The sequence below is a fragment of the Corynebacterium variabile genome, assembly GCF_006539825.1.
GTDB lineage: Bacteria > Actinomycetota > Actinomycetes > Mycobacteriales > Mycobacteriaceae > Corynebacterium > Corynebacterium variabile.
The window spans coordinates 18,381-34,587 of sequence record NZ_BJNT01000008.1; the positions used below are offsets into that span (position 1 = coordinate 18,381).

At 68.5% G+C, this 16,207-nt stretch carries 18 protein-coding genes; 6 read left to right on the forward strand and 12 right to left on the reverse strand.

What is annotated here, in order from left to right:
• The first annotated feature begins 90 nt into the window (after positions 1–90).
• Complete coding sequence (phoU, locus tag CVA01_RS05470) at positions 91–828, forward strand: phosphate signaling complex protein PhoU (protein WP_141329249.1); 738 nt, start codon at positions 91–93, stop codon at positions 826–828.
• Positions 829–839: 11 nt separating this feature from the next.
• On the opposite strand, the gene CVA01_RS05475 is transcribed toward phoU, so the two are convergent.
• The 7 genes from CVA01_RS05475 to CVA01_RS05505 all read right to left on the reverse strand — a co-directional run bounded on the left by CVA01_RS05475 (position 840) and on the right by CVA01_RS05505 (position 7,271).
• Positions 840–1,376, reverse strand: a complete 537-nt coding sequence (locus tag CVA01_RS05475; protein WP_141329251.1) for an AAA family ATPase — start codon at positions 1,374–1,376, stop codon at positions 840–842.
• A 73-nt stretch (positions 1,377–1,449) separates the two neighbouring features.
• Positions 1,450–2,226, reverse strand: coding sequence for a phosphate ABC transporter ATP-binding protein PstB (gene pstB / locus CVA01_RS05480; RefSeq protein ID WP_014009122.1), 777 nt, complete (start codon positions 2,224–2,226; stop codon positions 1,450–1,452).
• 24 nt (positions 2,227–2,250) lie between these two features.
• Complete coding sequence (pstA, locus tag CVA01_RS05485) at positions 2,251–3,177, reverse strand: phosphate ABC transporter permease PstA (RefSeq protein ID WP_073884621.1); 927 nt, start codon at positions 3,175–3,177, stop codon at positions 2,251–2,253.
• A 6-nt stretch (positions 3,178–3,183) separates the two neighbouring features.
• Positions 3,184–4,269, reverse strand: coding sequence for a phosphate ABC transporter permease subunit PstC (pstC, locus tag CVA01_RS05490; RefSeq protein WP_141329253.1), 1,086 nt, complete (start codon positions 4,267–4,269; stop codon positions 3,184–3,186).
• A 20-nt stretch (positions 4,270–4,289) separates the two neighbouring features.
• Complete coding sequence (gene pstS / locus CVA01_RS05495) at positions 4,290–5,432, reverse strand: phosphate ABC transporter substrate-binding protein PstS (protein WP_014009119.1); 1,143 nt, start codon at positions 5,430–5,432, stop codon at positions 4,290–4,292.
• Positions 5,433–5,589: 157 nt separating this feature from the next.
• On the reverse strand, positions 5,590–6,582 hold the full coding sequence (gene mshD, locus CVA01_RS05500) for a mycothiol synthase (RefSeq protein ID WP_141329255.1): 993 nt from the start codon (positions 6,580–6,582) through the stop codon (positions 5,590–5,592).
• Between the two features lie 2 nt (positions 6,583–6,584).
• A complete protein-coding gene (locus CVA01_RS05505; RefSeq protein ID WP_141329257.1) occupies positions 6,585–7,271 on the reverse strand; it encodes a response regulator transcription factor in 687 nt (228 codons plus the stop codon).
• 184 nt (positions 7,272–7,455) lie between these two features.
• Between CVA01_RS05505 and CVA01_RS05510 the strand changes: the two genes are divergently transcribed.
• Positions 7,456–8,370 (forward strand): LmeA family phospholipid-binding protein, encoded by a 915-nt coding sequence (locus CVA01_RS05510; RefSeq protein WP_244938167.1) that lies wholly within the window; start codon positions 7,456–7,458, stop codon positions 8,368–8,370.
• Between the two features lie 42 nt (positions 8,371–8,412).
• Positions 8,413–9,066 (forward strand): heme-binding beta-barrel domain-containing protein, encoded by a 654-nt coding sequence (locus CVA01_RS05515; protein ID WP_041630397.1) that lies wholly within the window; start codon positions 8,413–8,415, stop codon positions 9,064–9,066.
• A 7-nt stretch (positions 9,067–9,073) separates the two neighbouring features.
• On the opposite strand, the gene CVA01_RS05520 is transcribed toward CVA01_RS05515, so the two are convergent.
• Positions 9,074–9,994 (reverse strand): aminodeoxychorismate lyase, encoded by a 921-nt coding sequence (locus CVA01_RS05520; RefSeq protein WP_141329261.1) that lies wholly within the window; start codon positions 9,992–9,994, stop codon positions 9,074–9,076.
• A gap of 63 nt (positions 9,995–10,057) precedes the next feature.
• Between CVA01_RS05520 and ygfZ the strand changes: the two genes are divergently transcribed.
• Together ygfZ and CVA01_RS05530 are read left to right on the forward strand one after the other, a co-directional pair.
• Positions 10,058–11,242 carry a CAF17-like 4Fe-4S cluster assembly/insertion protein YgfZ gene (gene ygfZ / locus CVA01_RS05525; RefSeq protein WP_141329263.1) on the forward strand — a complete coding sequence of 395 codons (1,185 nt, stop codon included), beginning with the start codon at positions 10,058–10,060 and terminating at the stop codon, positions 11,240–11,242.
• Positions 11,243–11,401: 159 nt separating this feature from the next.
• A complete protein-coding gene (locus tag CVA01_RS05530) occupies positions 11,402–11,584 on the forward strand; it encodes a DUF3073 domain-containing protein (RefSeq protein WP_014009112.1) in 183 nt (60 codons plus the stop codon).
• Positions 11,585–11,758: 174 nt separating this feature from the next.
• Here CVA01_RS05530 and purM read toward each other — a convergent pair whose 3' ends face one another.
• Positions 11,759–12,853, reverse strand: coding sequence for a phosphoribosylformylglycinamidine cyclo-ligase (purM, locus tag CVA01_RS05535; RefSeq protein WP_014009111.1), 1,095 nt, complete (start codon positions 12,851–12,853; stop codon positions 11,759–11,761).
• A 17-nt stretch (positions 12,854–12,870) separates the two neighbouring features.
• Positions 12,871–13,248 (reverse strand): sterol carrier family protein, encoded by a 378-nt coding sequence (locus CVA01_RS05540; protein WP_141329265.1) that lies wholly within the window; start codon positions 13,246–13,248, stop codon positions 12,871–12,873.
• A gap of 217 nt (positions 13,249–13,465) precedes the next feature.
• Here CVA01_RS05540 and CVA01_RS05545 point away from each other — a divergent pair, with 217 nt between their 5' ends.
• Complete coding sequence (locus tag CVA01_RS05545; protein WP_141329454.1) at positions 13,466–14,422, forward strand: acyl-CoA thioesterase; 957 nt, start codon at positions 13,466–13,468, stop codon at positions 14,420–14,422.
• 22 nt (positions 14,423–14,444) lie between these two features.
• On the opposite strand, the gene CVA01_RS05550 is transcribed toward CVA01_RS05545, so the two are convergent.
• Together CVA01_RS05550 and CVA01_RS05555 are read right to left on the reverse strand one after the other, a co-directional pair.
• On the reverse strand, positions 14,445–15,203 hold the full coding sequence (locus CVA01_RS05550) for a hypothetical protein (RefSeq protein WP_141329267.1): 759 nt from the start codon (positions 15,201–15,203) through the stop codon (positions 14,445–14,447).
• Positions 15,204–15,292: 89 nt separating this feature from the next.
• Positions 15,293–16,174, reverse strand: coding sequence for a hypothetical protein (locus tag CVA01_RS05555; protein ID WP_014009107.1), 882 nt, complete (start codon positions 16,172–16,174; stop codon positions 15,293–15,295).
• Between the last annotated feature and the right edge of the window lie 33 nt (positions 16,175–16,207).

The following is a 16,207-nucleotide window of genomic DNA, read 5'->3' on the forward strand; positions in this document are numbered from 1 at the left end:
TACCCGTCATCGGGTCCGCCTCCATGAACGGAGAGTGAAGTTTCCGCACAGAACGGGCCGCGGAGGTCCGATCCACGTAGACTGTCCGCCATGCGCACTGTGTACCAGGAACAGATGCGGACCTTCGCCCACGACCTCTCCCTGATGTCGGACCGGGTCCGCACGATGATGTCGGAGGCCTGCCTGGCCCTCTTCGACGCCGACATCGAGAAGGCCGAGACGGTCCTCAGCTCCATCGACGGCGTCGAGGAGCTGCGCAAGAAGGCGGAGCAGACCTCCTTCGAACTGCTGGCCCTCGAGGGCCCGGTCGCACGCGACCTGCGTCAGGTCGTCTCCGGCACCTACATCGTCGAGGACCTCGCCCGGATGGCGGCACTGGCGGTGCATGTCGCCCGGACCGCACGGCGTCACCACCCCGACCACACCCTGCCGGAGCAGATCGAACCCTACTTCCGGGAGATGGCCCGGTTGACCGACGAGATCGGCGCGAAACTCCACGATGTCCTGGTCACCTACGACCCGGAGAAGGCGATGGAGCTCGCCCTCGACGATGACGCGGTCGACGACCTCCACGAGCACATGTTCCAGCTCACCACCAAGCGTGAATGGCCGTTCCCGGTGTCCGTCGCGGTGGACGTCACCCTGCTCTCCCGGTTCTTCGAGCGGTACTCGGACCACGCCGTGAACATCGGCACGCGGGTGGTCTACCTGGCGACCGGCAAGCAGCCGGAGGAGTACGAGACCGCCCGCCGGACCGAGGAGCAGCAGGAGACCATGCGGGAGCAGTTCGACGAGATCCGCCGCCGCTACGGTTCCGACGCCTTCTAGTCCCCCACCTGCTAGTTGTCGACGCCGGCCTTCCGGGCCACCGACAGTGCGACCAGTGCCGCGTCCGCCAGGACCTCGGGTTCCCGGGTGGCGTCCACCCGGACGCCTGGTTCGTCGGCACGCAGCCGCTCGAGCTCCGCGTACTGACGGCGGAGTACCTCGTCTTCGCCGGCATCCGGGAGCTTCCCGGTCTTGCGGCGGATGCGTTCGCGGATGACGTCCTGGGTCCCCTCGACGTGGACGAAGAAGACGAACCCCTCCGCCTCGCGGAAGATGTCACGGGCCCGACGGCCCAGCCCCAGGCTCACCACGACCGTCGAGTTCCCCTGCCGTGCCTGGTCGGTGAGCCAGTCACGGATGGCGTACGCCCAGGGCAGGCGGTCATCCGGGGAGACGAAGCCGCCCTCGGCCATCTTCTGACAGACCTCCTCGGGCTGCAGTTCCTCCGCGGTCGCGCCGGTGAACCCGGTCCGCCGCAGCAGCTCGTCCGCCAGCGCCGCCTTGCCGCTGCCACTGACCCCCATGAGAACGATGTGTACCGGTTCCATCACAAACTCCTTTCGACGCCTCAAGTGTGGCACGAAAAGCGGACGGGGGTAGTCCCCTGCCGGCACCGCCGGATCAGCCGAAGCGGCCGGAGATGTAGTCCTCGGTCTCCTGACGCTCCGGGGACTCGAAGATCTTCTTGGTCGGGCCGACCTCGACGAGCTGCCCGGGGCGTCCTGCCGCCTCCAGCGAGAAGAACGCGGTCTGGTCGGAGACCCGCGCGGCCTGCTGCATGTTGTGGGTGACGATGACGATGGTGAAGTCCTCCTTCAGCTCGTGGATGAGATCCTCCACCGCCAGGGTCGAGATCGGGTCCAGGGCGGAGCACGGCTCGTCCATGAGCAGCACCTCAGGCTCGACGGCGATGGCCCGGGCGATGCACAGTCGCTGCTGCTGACCACCGGAGAGTCCGCCACCGGGCTTGTCGAGGCGGTCCTTGACCTCCTCCCACAGGTTGGCTCCGCGCAGGGACTTCTCGGCGACCTCGGCGAGCTTCTTCCTGTTCTTCATCCCCGAGAGCTTCAGACCGGCGACGACGTTCTCCTCGATGGACATCGTGGGGAACGGGTTCGCCTTCTGGAAGACCATGCCGATGGTGTTGCGCACGGCGACGGGATCGATCCGCCGGTCGTAGATGTTCTCCCCGTCGAGCAGGATCTCCCCTTCGACGTACGCGCCCGGGATGACCTCGTGCATCCGGTTGAGCGAGCGGAGCACGGTCGACTTGCCGCAACCGGACGGGCCGATGAAGGCGGTCACGGACCGGGGCGGAACCTGCAGGTCCACGTTCTGCACCGCGTGGAAGTCGCCGTAGTGGATGTTGACGTCTCTGAGATCGAGTCGCTTGGCCATGGTGTGTTCCTTAGTCGGTGGAGGTCAGTCGGTCTTGACGGAGAAGCGGTGGGAGATGAACCGGGCGGCGAGGTTCAGTCCGGCGATGATGAGCACCAGGGTCAGGGCGGCGCCCCAGAGTCGGGCGAGCACCTGGTCATCGGCCTGCAGCTTGTACATCTCCAGCATGAACAGCGGCAGGGAGTTCTGGTTGCCCTCCATGACGTTCCAGTTGATCACCGGGGTCGCGCCCACGAGGATCAGCACCGGGGCGGATTCGCCCATGATGCGGGCCACCGCGAGCATGATGCCGGTGATGATGCCGGACAGGGCCGTGGGCAGCACGATCTTCACGATCGTCTTCCACTTCGGCACGCCCAGGGCGTATGCGGCCTCGCGCAGGTCCATCGGCACGATGCGCAGCATCTCCTCGGTGTTGCGGACGATCACCGGGACCATCAGCAGCACCAGCGCCAGGGACACCGCGAACCCGGAGCGGGAGAACCCGAACAGGGCGATCCACAGCGCGTAGACGAACAGTGCGGCGACGATGGAGGGCACACCGGTGAGGATGTCGACCATGAAGGTCGTGACCCTGCCCAGCCATCCGCCGCGGGAGTACTCCACGAGGTAGACGGCGGTGAGGACACCCACCGGCACGGAGATGACGGTGGTGACCAGGGCCTGGGTCAGGGTGCCGATGATGGCGTGGCTGATACCGCCACCGGCCTGGTTGGACAGCTGGCCGGCCATGTCGAAGGACCACCAGCCGACGTCGAGGACGGCCGGCAGGCCCTTGGCGACGAGGACGACGAGAACCCAGATCAGCGGGATGAGAGCCACGCCCATCATCGCGTAGACGATGACGGTGGCGGTGCGGTCCTTGCGCTTGCGGGACGCCGCGATGTCGGTGAAACCGCTGGGCGCCAGGTCGGCGTGCGGCGAATTGCGGGAAGCCGTTCCGAGGGACATGGCGTCCTACTTCCTGTTGTTGACGACCGTGCGGGCCGCCGCGTTGACGATGAAGGTCAGGGCGAAGAGCACCAGGCCTGCGGCGATGTAGGCGCCGGCCTTCGTGTCGTCGTTGAACTCCGGGGCGGCGTTGGCGATGGCGGTGGCGAAGGTCGTGCCTCCGTCGAACAACGACCAGCGGAATCCCGGGGCGGACGCGATGACCATGTAGAGCGCCATCGTCTCGCCCAGGGCCCGGCCGAGGCCGAGCATCGTACCGGAGACGTAACCGGAGCGTCCGAAGGGCAGGACCGTCAGTCGGACGACCTCCCACCGGGTCGCGCCGAGTGCCAGCGCGGCCTCGATGTGTCCGCGCGGTGTCTGGATGAAGACCTCACGGGTGGTCGCGGCGATGATCGGCAGGATCATGATCGCCAGGACCACACCACCGGTGAAGACGTTCCGGCTGGTGGAGAAGGCCGGAGAGGTCTGCTGGTCCCACTGGAAGAGGAAGAAGCTCCCGGCCCAGCCGTGGACCCACTCGAAGATGCCGCCGAGTGACGGGCCCAGCACCTGCATTCCCCAGATACCGAAGACGATCGACGGCACCGCGGCGAGCAGGTCGACCATGAACCCGAGGGGACGCACCAGGCGCTTCGGGCAGTAGTTCGACAGGAAGATCGCGATGCCCAGGGCGACCGGCATGGCGATCGCCAGGGCGACGGCGGACGCCAGGACGGTGGTGAAGAAAAGGTTCGGGATGCCGAACTCCATCCACCCGCCGTCGTTGGACGTGTAGTTGAGGTTCCAGGCGCCGGAGTGGGTGAAGAAGGCGCCGATGCCGTCGCGCTCCTTCGCCAGGGCGGGGACCGCCTGGACGATGAGGAAGACGGCGATGGCGGCGATGAAGACGGTGATCAGGACCGCGGAGCCGGTCGTGAGGCTCTCGAAGATCCGGTCGCCGGCGCGTCGTGAGCGCCCTGCGGCGAGTCCGGAGGTCCCGGACCGGTCAGTGGGCTCCGGTGCAGAACCGCCCGCGTCACCGTTCAGGGATCCGCCGTCGGTACCGACGGCGTCGGTGGCGACGGCCCCGTCACGTTCAGTGCTGGACATGGAGAACAGGATCCCGTCGGTTACTCGGTGGCGTCGGCGGCGTCGGAGGCATCACCGGAGTCGGAGCCGCCGATGGCGTCGACGGCGGTGACCAGCTTGTCGCGGAAGGTACCGGACAGCGGTACGTAGCCGGACTCCTCGAGAGCGTCGTTCTGGTTGTCGAGGATGGTGTGGAGGAAGTCCTTCACACGGGAGGTGGTCTCCTCGTCGTAGCCGTCGGAGCAGACGATCTCGTAGGTCGTCAGGGCCAGCGGGTAGGCGCCGGCGTCCTTGGAGGCGAACAGCGCGTCGGAGTCGACGATCAGGTCATTGCCCTTGCCGGTGAAGGAGACGTCAGCCAGTGCCTTGTTCACACTCTCCGTGTTCAGCTCGACCGGGCCGGCGCCGAAGTCGAGGGCGGCGATGCCCAGGCCGGCGGCGTCGGCGTAGCCGGACTCGACGTAGGTGACGGCGCCGTTGGTGGCCTTCACCTGGTCAGCGACACCGGAGGAGCCCTGGGCACCGGAGCCGACCTTGGTCGGGAAGGTCTTGCCCTCGGTGTCCCAGTAGCCGTCGGTGGCGGTCTTCAGGAAGTCCTGGAAGTTGTCGGAGGTACCGGACTCCTCCGCCCGGTACAGGACGCTGACCGGAAGGTCGGGCAGGTCGACGCCCTCGTTCTCCGCGGCGATGGCCGGGTCATTCCAGTTGGTGATCTCGCCCTTGAAGATCTTCGCGACGGTGTCGACGGAGAGGTTGAGCTCGTCGATGCCGTCGATGTGGAAGGCCACGGCGACCGGCCCGACGACGAGTGGCAGGTGCCAGGCGTCGTTGCCGCCGCAGCGCTTCGCGGCATCTGCGATCTGGTCGTCCTTCAGCGGCGAGTCGGAGCCGCCGAAGTCGACCTGGCCGGCGATGAACTGCTTCTGGCCCGCACCCGAGCCGGTGGCGTTGTAGGACAGCGACGCCCCCGGGACGGCGGACTGGTACGCCACGCCGAACTGCTCCATGGCCTTCTGCTGGGAGCTGGCACCCTCACCCTGGAGCTCGCCGGTGGTTCCCGAGAGATCGAAGCTGGAGGTGGCGTCCGCCCCGGAATCCCCGTTATCGGAGTTGGAGCAGGAGGTGAGCAGGAGCGAGCCGGCGGCCACTGCGGCCAGCGCAGCGGAGTACTTCACGGTCTTCACGGAATGTATCCTCTTTCAACGGTTCTCGGCTGGTCGTCGTGCCAGTCGTTCTGGTCACCGTTGACCCTAACCGCCCGAGGTGGACACCAATCACCACCCGGATGAACTCTCCGTGAACTGCAGTGGGGGTTCCTCGCTGTTCCCCGCCGTACCCCCGCTACACCATGCCGCGGTAGACGACGTCCCGGTGGACGATCTCGAAACCGAGCCGCCGGTAGGTCGCCACAGCCGGGGTGTTGTCGCCCTCGACGTAGAGGTCGACGGCCTGCGCACCGGCGTCGATGAGGTACCCGATGCCCGCCAGGGTGAACGGGCCGCCGAGACCCCTGCCGCGGACGGCATCCGCGAGACAGATCACGTAGACCTCGCCGTGGGTGTCCCCCGCCGGGAACTTCGTCCAGTGCACGCCGGCGCACTGCGGCCCCTGGTTGTCGTCACGGCTCCACAGCATCAGGACGCCGTGCGGGTCGAACCAGTCGGTCTCCCTCGCCCGCCGCAGCCGGTCGATGTCCCAACCGCCCTGTTCCGGATGCCAGGCGAAGGCCTCGTTGTTGACGCGGAGCCACTCGGCGTCGACCAGGTCCGCCCCGAACTCCTCACACGCCGCCGGGTAGTCGAGGAGTTCGAGCCCTGCATCCGACACACTGGTCGGCGCGGCAGCCGCCCCCTCCACCAGTGATGCGCGTGCCGGATCGTCGGGACCGCAGTACACGGTCATCTTCAGCAGCTCGCGCACGGTGCGGGCGCCGCGGCCGGCGGCGAGCCCCCGGGCGGCGTCGAGGTTGCCGTGGGCCCAGATGCTGAACTGGGCCTCCGGATCCAGGCCCCGGCCTGCCTCGCGCAGCAGACCGGCGGCGGTACCGCGACGACGGAAGTCGGGGTGCACGGCGATCTCGGCGGTACCTCCGGCGTCGGATACGTCAGGGACATCCACGGCGAGGACGCCGATGGGGCGTTCCGTACCACCGGTGCCGTCGAAGGCGAGTAGGTGCCGGTGACCGGTCCCCTCCTCGAGCGCCCGGACGAACTCCTCCGAGAGTGCGGGAACCCCGTCTGCCGCGGAGACGGCGTCGAGCAGCTCAGCGAGCCCGTCCCGCCAGATCTTCTGCTGTCCTGCGGGCCCGTCCTCGATCCACCGGTAACTGTCCACCGCTATCTCCCGTCTGCGCTGATGTCCACTGCCTTGTAGCCCACATTACGCACGGTGGCGATGACCTTCTCGTAGTCGTGGCCGAGCTTGGCGCGCAGTCGGCGGACATGCACGTCGACGGTACGGGTGCCGCCGAAGTAGTCGTAGCCCCACACGTCCTGGAGCAGCTGTTCGCGGCTGAAGACGCGTCCGGCGTGCTTGACGAGGAAGTAGAGGAGCTCGAACTCCTTGTAGGTGAGGTCGAGGGGGCGCCCCTCCACGCGGGCGACGTAGGTGACCTCGTCGACGATGAGTCCGCCGATGGAGGCAACCTGACTGTCCTCGGCCTCCTCGACGGGCACCGGACGTCGCGTCATGAGCATCCGCAGCCGGGCGTCCACCTCGGTGGGGGTGGCGGTGGGGAGGATGAAGTCATCCACCGCCCAGGAGCCGTCGAGGGCGATGACGCTGGTCTCCTCGATCGCGACGGCCACCGGGAGGGCGGGGTACGCGGCGGCGACGGAGCGGCAGAGGTCGCGGATACCCAGCAGGTTCCGGCCGGTGACGTCGATGAGGACGATCTCCGCGTCCCCGACCTCACGGACGGAGGCTGCGGACGAGTCCAACAGCACGGTCTCATGGGACAGCAGAGCCAGAGAAGGCAGGACCTGCGCGATGTCGTCCTTCTCCGAGAGCACGGTCAGTTTCACGGCCGGCGTCCTTCCCACTTCACGTCGATTTCTCTGTGACCACCACGAGATTACACGGGTGGAAAGTGGCTCTCTCATCGAGAGGCGAGGCGAAAAACTCCGGAAACGTGCCCGTAACACGGCGGGCGCGCCGTCTGCGTGCCATCACACCCGTCGACGTCCGACGCTCCTCTATGCTGGACCGGTGACCGAGACCGTTGAGCCAGAGCAGGCCGAAGCCCGCCGTAGCCAGGACAGCACACGCAGCACCCGCCGCCCGGTGCGTGTCCTGGTGACCGTCGTCGTGACTGTTCTCGCGCTGGCCGGGGTGGCCGTGGTCGGCGACAGTCTCCTGGCCGCGAAGGTCGAGCACGAGGTCTCGCAGCGCATCCTCCACGACTCGAAGCTCGCGGCTCCCCCGGCCGTACAGGTCGGCGGCATGCCGGTCACCGCGTCCCTGTGGTCCCACGAGCTCACCTCGGTGTCGGTGGAGGCCCGCGATATCGAGGTCCCCGGATTCGCCCGGGTGTCGGTGACCTCCTCGGCGCAGAAGCTGACGCTGACCCGCGACGAGATCCTCTCCGGTGACTTCGAGGATGCCCCGGCCCGCAAGTTCTTCACCCGGCTGCAGCTGGACCCGGTGGCCCTCGGTGGCCTGATGACCGGCGGTGCCAACGGTGCGGACGGCTTCTCCGACCTCAACATCCAGGGTGTGGAGGACATCTCCCCCTCCGGCGGCTGGGAGACCGAGGCCTACTTCACCGCCACGCCGGACAACGTGCCCGGCATCGACGGCCCGGTGGACGTCGGGATGCGGCTGCGCGTCTGGGAGGGTGATGTCCGTCTGCTGCCGACCGGGATCCGTTCGGTCGACGGGGACTCCTCCCGTGGCGACGGGAAGAAGAACGCCCTCGACGACGCGACCCGGGACCGTGTGATGGACGCCTTCACCCTGGAGATTCCGGGCGTGAGTCTGCCGCTGCGGACGAAACCGGGCCGGGTGTACGTCAACGGCGGAGCCCTGTACATCGAGGCGGAGCAGAACTTCACCCGGGTCAGCATCTCTGATCTGGCGCCGCGCTCGGCACCGCTGGGCGAGGACGAGCAGGCCGGCTTCTAGGGGCTTCCGGAGGTACCACCGGCGTTCCGTATGCTGGACGCCATGAGTGACTCCCCCGAGACCCCCTCCATCGACGGCAACGAGGCCGTCGCCCGCGCCGCCGAACAGGCGAGGAACACCGCGGACCGCAACATCCCCTCCCTCGGCGACCTCCCCGTCGCAGAGGACACGGCCAACCTGCGCCAGGGCCCGAGCCTGCACGACGGTCTGCTGGCCCTGCTCCCCCTCATCGGTGTCTGGCGTGGAGAGGGCAATGCCGCCCCCACCGACGGTTCCGACCCCTACGCCTTCGGCCAGCAGCTCGTCTTCGCCCACGACGGCGAGAACTACATCAGCTACTCCTCCCGCATCTGGCGGCTCGACGAGGAGGGCAGGGCCGTCGGTCCGGACCGCCGCGAAACCGGCTTCCTGCGCATCGACCTCAAGGACAACATCGAGCTCGTCACCGCGCACAGCGACGGTGCGGCGGAGATCATGTACGGTAAACCGCTCACCGAGCGCGCCTGGCAGCTCGAGAGCGCGTCCACCATGGTCACCGAGACCGGCCCGTCCACCCTCGGCCCTGGCAAGCGGCTCTACGGTCTGATGCCGAACAACAACCTCGGCTGGGTCGACGAGCGCATCGCGCGCGGCGAGGACGCCGACGGCGGTCTGACCCCGTGGATGTCCGCCGAGCTCAGCCGCGTGATGGGCTAGCGTCCCGCTAGCGTCCTTCCGCAGCGCGCGTGGCGAGGTCCTCGATCTCGTCGGCGCACACCGGACGGTCCAGGGGGGTGCCGTCCAGGGCCGTGACGCGGGCGTAGCGGCGCACCGAGGACAGCAGCCAGACACCGTCGGCGTTCCGCAGATCGCCGACGGTCAGAGGAGCCTCGGAACAGGTCCAGCCGGTCTCACCGGCGAGGCGGTACATCGCCGCCTGCGTGGTACCGGGGAGGACGCCGACCTCGTGCAGCGGGGTGAGGATCTCCCGCACACCGTCGCGGTCCCGCGCCATGATGACGGTGGAGGTCGGGCCTTCCAGCACCCGCTCCCCGTCACCGATGAAGATGACGTCGTCGAGGTCGTGGCTCTTCGCGTAGCGCAGCGCTGCCATGTTCGCCGCATAGGAGAGGGTCTTCGCGCCGACGAGGGCCCAGGGTGCGGCGTCCTTCGTGATGTCGAGGCTGTAGCCGCGCTGAGCGGTCATCACCCGCACGCCCTGCTCCCGGCCCCGGGCGACGGCCGGGGGCTCGGGGGCGACGGTCACCCAGCCGGTGGGCTCCCCGGTGGTCTCCCTGCCGCGGGAGTACATCCAGCGCAGTGACCCGTCGCCACCACCGGAGGCCACCCAGTGCTCCAGGGCGAGGTCGGTGGCCGCGTGCCAGCGTCCGGTGTCTGGGGCAGGCAGGTCGAGCATCGCGGCGCTGTTGATGAAACGTGCGGTGTGACGGTCGAGGTTACGCACCGCACCGTCCCTGACCATGAGCGTCTCGAAGACGCCGTCGCCGCGCACCGCGGCGAGGTCGTCGATGTAGAGCGCGGGCAGGGTCGGGTCGAGCAGTTCCGGGGCGGCGTCGCCGGACGGGTGGACGGCGACGACGGCGCGGGAACCGAGGGGTGAGGAGGTGGTTGTGGGGACATCCATGGGGACATCCTAGGACGATGCCGTCGGCCGGACTTGCGGCGGGGACACCTGCAAGGGGCTACAGTGGGTGACGTGAGTGCCACGCAAGTTTCGCCGATCGTCGCGCATGTCGCGGCGGCAAGCACACAGGACGGCTCGGGGGCGGAGTCCGTCACCGCCCGCCATTACGGCTATCCGCTGGTCGAGCAGACCCGGGTCGATGAAGGATCGGCCGGTCTCGCCGACGGCTGGGACCGGGTCGCGCTGCTGGTCACCGGGGAGGAGGCACGCAGCTGGCTCAACGGTTTCATCTCCCAGAAGGTGGACGCCGCACAGCCCGGCACCGCCACCGACGGACTGCTGCTCGACGCCCAGGGCCGGGTGGAGCAGGAGTTCGGGATCAGTGTCGTGGACCTCGACGGCTCCCCCGCCGTCCTCATGGATGTCGCCGCAGACCATGCCGACGCGCTGGAGGACTTCCTGCGCAGAATGGTCTTCTGGGCCCGGGTGGAGATCAGCCGTCCCGAACTGACACGGTTGTCCCTGCTGGGCCGCGAGGCCGACCCCGACTTCCCCGGACCCGGTCACGCCGGGACCACGACCCCACTGGCCCCGTCGGCCGACTTCTGGCGCACCCGGGTGACCTCCGGAGTGCCCGTCACGGACCTCTGGGTGCCGCGATCGGAGCTGAAGCCTGTCTGGGACGCCCTGGTCGAGACGGGCGCCCGTCCGACCGGCGGTGCCGCCGTCGACGCCTGGCGGCTACGCGACCGTCGTCCGGTGCTCGGCGTGGACACCGATGACCGGCTCATCCCCCACGAGGTCCCCGCCTGGATCGGCACGGGGATCGACGGGGCGACCCGTCTGGCCGACGCGACCGAGGGCCCCACCGGGTCCGCGGTCCACCTCAACAAGGGCTGCTACCGCGGTCAGGAGACGGTCTCGCGGGTCCACAATCTGGGCCGGCCGCCCCGCCTGCTCGTCCTGCTCCAGCTCGACGGTTCGGCCGGGCGACTGCCGGACATCGGCGCAGACGTGACCGCAGGTGGACGCACCGTGGGTCGGATGGGTACCCCCGTCCAGGATGCCGACTACGGTCCGGTGGCGCTGGCCCTGGTGAAACGGGCCGTGGTCGAGGCGGTCGCCGAGGGCACCGCCCCGCCACTGCAGGTCGACGGGGTGGACGCGGCGATCGACCGCGATGACCTCCATGTCGACAAGACGGTCCGGCCGGGGCGGGCGGCGGTCAACAAGTTGAAGGGGCGGTGATCGCGCTCGGTGTTCCACTGCAGGTGACGGTGTGTCCAGGGGGTCGGTTCTGAAATTTCCGCCGACACCCGCTATTGTGGTGCCAGGAACAGATACTAGACACATGCGTAGGCGGTTGAATCCCTGGCCGCTGCGCGAGCACACCCGAGGGGGTAGGCCATGGGTCGCGGCCGCGCCAAGGCGAAGCAGACGAAAGTCGCCCGTCAGCTCAAGTACAACTCTCCCGAGATGGACCTGGACAGTCTCCAGCGTGAACTCTCGAATGAACACCCGCATGAGGCGGCGTCCGAAGAGGACTACGCCGAGTGGGAGGAGTGGGGCCCGGACGATTCCGGCCGGTGACTTCCTGACGTCATCCCCGGGGCCATTCAGCCTCTGATATCACCGTACGACCCCGCACGCCGCCTCGACCGGCCTGCGGGGTCGCGGTGTACCCGGACCCCGGTACAGAGGCAGCGCCGGGAGGTCGCCCCGCTACTGCGGAGCGACCTCCCGGCGCTGCTGTCGGACGTGGACCTAGCGGCGGTGCTCGCCGGTGAGCACGGCACGCTCCTGCTCATCGTCCTTGGCGACGCGGACGCGACCGATGTTCCAGCACTCGATGTGGCGCGCGGTCAGCATCGCGAGAGCACGCTCGGCGTCCTCCTCGGAGACGACGGCGACCATGCCGACACCCATGTTGAAGGTCTTGTCCATCTCCTCCTGGGAGACCTTGCCGAGACGGGCGATGGTGCGGAACACCGGGCCCGGGGTCCAGGTGCCGCGGTCCAGCTCGGCGGTGAGATCCTCAGGGATCACGCGCGCCAGGTTGGCGGCCAGGCCGCCACCGGTGACGTGGGAGTAGGTGTGCACATCGCACTCGGCGGCCAGTGCCAGGCAGTCCTTGGCGTAGATGCGGGTCGGCTCCAACAGCTCCTCACCGAGGGTGCGGCCGAAGTCGGCGACGTAGCCGTCGAGCGGCAGGCCGGCCTGCTCCAGCAGGACGTGGCGGGCGAGGCTGTAGCCGTTGGAGTGCAGACCGGAGCTGGCCATCGCGATGACGACGTCGCCGCTGCGGACGCGGTCCGGGCCGAGCAGCTCGTCCTCCTCGACCACACCGACGGCGGTGGCGGAGATGTCGTACTCGCCGACCTCCATGAGGCCGGGGTGTTCGGCGGTCTCGCCACCGAGGAGAGCACAGCCGGCGTCGATGCAGCCTGCGGCGATACCGGAGACGATCGAGGCGACGTGTTCGGGGACGACCTTGCCGATGGCGATGTAGTCCTGGAGGAAGAGCGGCTCGGCACCGCAGACGACGAGGTCGTCGACGACCATGGCGACGAGGTCGCGGCCGATGGTGTCGTGCTTGTCCATGGCCTGCGCGACGGCGACCTTGGTGCCCACGCCGTCAGAACCGGCGGCGAGCAGGGGCTTGTCGTACTCCCCGAGGGCGAAGAGCCCGGCGAAGCCGCCGAGACCGCCCCGGACCTCCGGGCGGGTGGCCTTCTTCGCGAGCGGAGCGAAGAGCTCGACCGCGCGGTCACCGGCCTCGATGTCCACACCGGCGTCGGCGTAGCTCGCGCCGGTGGCGTCGGTGTTGTCGGGGAGGGAGGAATCGTTCGTCTCAGTCACGGGCCTATCCTATCTGTTCACCGGCGCAGATCCACCACCGGGAGCCAGTGTGCGACATCTGCGGCGTGCGCCCCGGACACCTCTGCCCCGGCGGACACCGCGTCCTCGAGGGTGTCGATCCCGGTGGCCAGGCGCAGCCAGGCCCGTGGAGTGCACTGGACGACGTTGGGTGGCGTCCCCCGTCGGTGCACCGAACCGGCGACGCACTGTACCGCCGCAAACGGGGGGACGCGCACCTCCACGCTGTGGCCCGGGGCGTCCTCCCCGAGCAGAGCGATGCTGAGCCGGCAGGCCTCGGCGACAGCGGCCCGGGAGGGACGCTCCCCGTCCCCGTCCACCCAGTCCCGCACGGCGAGCAGTGCCTCCCTGACCTCGGCCGGATCCGTCTTCTCCACCGGTGACCCCTGTCCTGTGTTTGTCGGTGCATGTGGTTCGCCTGTTGAACGCCACGACGAGTGTGCCCTATCACTGCACGGGGCACCCGGAGACACATAGTATGGCAGGAATGAAGACGCACGACGGAGGTATGGAACGTATGGAAGGCATGAACCGGTGACGGAAACTGTGAACGGTGTGGAACGGTCCCCTTCCCCCGACGTGACGCTGCGGTTCATGGCGGCGCCGACCGACGTACTCATGCAGGGCGCGAACGGTGTCCACGGTGGACGCGTCCTCGAATGGATCGACAAGGGCGCCTACGCCTGCGCCGTGGGCTGGTCGGGTGCCTACTGTGTGACCGCCTATGTCGGCCACATCCACTTCACCCGGCCGATCCCCTCGGGCCACGTGGTGGAGGTCCGGTCACGGATCGCCTACACCGGCCGGTCATCGATGCACGTCGTCAATGAGGTGCTGTCGGCGGACCCGCGTGAGCTGGTCTTCACCCGCGCCTGCGACTGCCTCGTCATCTTCGTGGCGATGGACGAGAACCGGAAGTCGACCCCGGTGCCCAACTTCGAGCCGCGGACCGACGAGGAACGTCGGGTGGCGGACGCCGCGCTGTCCCGCGTCCGACTGCGCAAGGCCATCGAAGAGGAGATGCTCAAGCAGAGCTACACCGAGTCAGGCACCGGGCCGAGCATGGTGCACCGGTTCATGGCCAAGCCGACGGACGTGAACTGGGGCGGCAACGTCCACGGTGGTACGGCCATGGAGTGGATCGACGAGGCGGCGACAGCCTGCACGATGGCCTGGTCCGGGGAGCAGACCGTGGCGGTCTACGCCGGCGGCATCCGCTTCTACCGTCCGGTCCACATCGGCGACCTGGTGGAGGTCGAGGCACGGCTGATCCGTACCGACACCCGGTCCATGGCCGTCACGGTCCACCTGCGCGCCGGTGATCCCCGGGAGGGCACCGGAAACCTGCCGGTGGCGATCCACGCCTCGATGACCTATGTCGGCGTGGACATGGACGGAAACCCGCTGAACGCCCGGAAGTTCACCCCGGAGTCCCCGGAGGACCGCCGTCTGGAACAGCACGCGGTCACGCTGCGTGAGCTGCGCACGAAGTACTCGCCGGAGCCGCTGTTCCGCCCGCTGCGCGAGGAGCCGCAGTACCCGGTGAACTAGGCTGGTGAACTGGGCCGGTGAACTAGGCCTGGCTGTCGTACCACCACTGGCCGAAGCTGTGGGTCTTCTTCAGACTGCCGTTCTCGTAGACCTTCATCTCGTCGCCGTCGATGATGAGCTTCGCCGGGTTCGCGGGGATCTCGAAGTAGCCGTCGGCGATGTCGGCGGAACTCATGTCGACGTCCCGCTCCAGCCCCTGACCGCCGGCATGACCGCGGTAGTAGAGACCCAGTGTGGAACCGTCCCGGGCCGTCGCCCGGCAGATAACCACCTTGGTGGAGTCGTTGCCTCCGGCGTAGACCCAGGTGTCGCTGCCGTTGCAGGTGGCGTTGGAGTAGCCGGTCCACCCGTTGTAGTTCAGGCCGGCGTCCCGCCATGAGCTACCGCTCCCGGAACTACCGCCGCCGTTACCACTGCTGCTGCCACCACCGTTGCCGCTGCTTCCGCTGTCCGGGGCGGCGACTGTCGGCTCCGGCTGCTCAGGTTCGGGGGCGGGGGCGGGGGCAGGGGCCTCGGTCACCGTCTCGGTGACGGTCGGAACACCGCTGAACCGCGGGGCCGTCGGGGAGGCGTGGTCGTCACTGTCATCGCCGCCCCGGGAGAAAACCCAGATGAGCACGCCGGCAAGAAGGGCGACAGCGAGAACGGCAGCGATGATCGCAATGATGAGGCCGCCGTTCCCTCCCCCGGAACGCTGCGGGCCGCTCGCGCCCTGCGGGGCGGCGGGCACCCATTGCCGGGTCTCACCGCTGCCGGTACTGCCCCACGGATTCTCTGGCACGGTTTCTCCTCAATCCAGACTGACGTCAATTCCCACCAAAACTAACAAAACACTCACCCGGGTCCATTCATCGGAGGTGGCGCGGGGGGTCAGGCGTCCCACCCGTATCCGGAGTCACCGACCACTCCCGCAGCCACGAACCCTGCGACCCGGTAGTCGTCACCGTCGTCGATGAAGACCACGAACCCGAGCGCCCGGTCACTGCGGTCGAGGACGGGGACCATCAACGAGGAGTCCATCTCCTCGGTCCTGAAGTTCTGCTCGCTGGACAGGGCGTCAAGGGCGTCCTGCACGGTGGTCCCCGAGGCGGAGGCCTCGTAGGCGACGACCGAACTGAACTCCGTGGCGGAGCCGGAGGACAGCCCTGCACCCCCGAAAAGGTCCTCCATTCCCGTGAAATCCCGCAGGCTGCCGCTGGCGCCGAGCTCCTCGGTGAGCTCGTCACGGACCCGTGGGTCGAAGTGGTCCTCCGCCCAGTCAGCCGCCTCATCACTGCTGCCCAGGGCGATGAACTCCCGGGTCATCGACTCGACCGCCTCGCGGTCGCCGGTGGAGATGACGTGTCCGGAGTCCCCGTCACCGCCGTTGAACAGGGCCACAGCGCCGGCGCCGAGCCCGAGACCGACCAGCAGGGCGACGACCGGCACGAGGATCCGCAGGGCGCCGCGTCCTCCCGACGGAGCACCGGTGGGTCCGGCGGGTCCGGAGAGGCTGCCACCGGGGGCGGACGCCGCGAGCTGGCGCAGGGTGTCGGCGGTGACCGGCGGGCCGGCGGGATTGTCGAGCATCCGGTCGTAGGTGGTGCGCCGGGCGCCGTCCCCGAGGATCGTCCGGGCGCAGGTCAGTTCCTCGAGTGCCGCAGGGTTCTGTGACTGTGCCCAGGCAATGCGTTGGTCCAGTTCAGCGGCGAGGGCGTCCGGTGGCGCCGACCGGTCCAAGCCGAGTGAGGAGTAGAGGTCGTAGTGGCCCATGGCGCGCGCTCCTTTGAATCCGGGGTGTTTTTG

Excerpts from the sequence above, each read along its gene's own strand:
- pstA (WP_073884621.1), bottom strand. The coding sequence starts at position 3,177 with ATGTCCCTCGGAACGGCTTCCCGCAATTCGCCGCACGCCGACCTGGCG.
- CVA01_RS05545 (WP_141329454.1), top strand. The coding sequence starts at position 13,466 with ATGGCGGCGCCGACCGACGTACTCATGCAGGGCGCGAACGGTGTCCAC.
- CVA01_RS05515 (WP_041630397.1), top strand. The coding sequence starts at position 8,413 with ATGAGTGACTCCCCCGAGACCCCCTCCATCGACGGCAACGAGGCCGTC.
- pstB (WP_014009122.1), bottom strand. The coding sequence starts at position 2,226 with ATGGCCAAGCGACTCGATCTCAGAGACGTCAACATCCACTACGGCGAC.
- phoU (WP_141329249.1), top strand. The coding sequence starts at position 91 with ATGCGCACTGTGTACCAGGAACAGATGCGGACCTTCGCCCACGACCTC.
- CVA01_RS05530 (WP_014009112.1), top strand. The coding sequence starts at position 11,402 with ATGGGTCGCGGCCGCGCCAAGGCGAAGCAGACGAAAGTCGCCCGTCAG.
- CVA01_RS05555 (WP_014009107.1), bottom strand. The coding sequence starts at position 16,174 with ATGGGCCACTACGACCTCTACTCCTCACTCGGCTTGGACCGGTCGGCG.
- pstC (WP_141329253.1), bottom strand. The coding sequence starts at position 4,269 with ATGTCCAGCACTGAACGTGACGGGGCCGTCGCCACCGACGCCGTCGGT.
- CVA01_RS05475 (WP_141329251.1), bottom strand. The coding sequence starts at position 1,376 with ATGGAACCGGTACACATCGTTCTCATGGGGGTCAGTGGCAGCGGCAAG.
- CVA01_RS05520 (WP_141329261.1), bottom strand. The coding sequence starts at position 9,994 with ATGGATGTCCCCACAACCACCTCCTCACCCCTCGGTTCCCGCGCCGTC.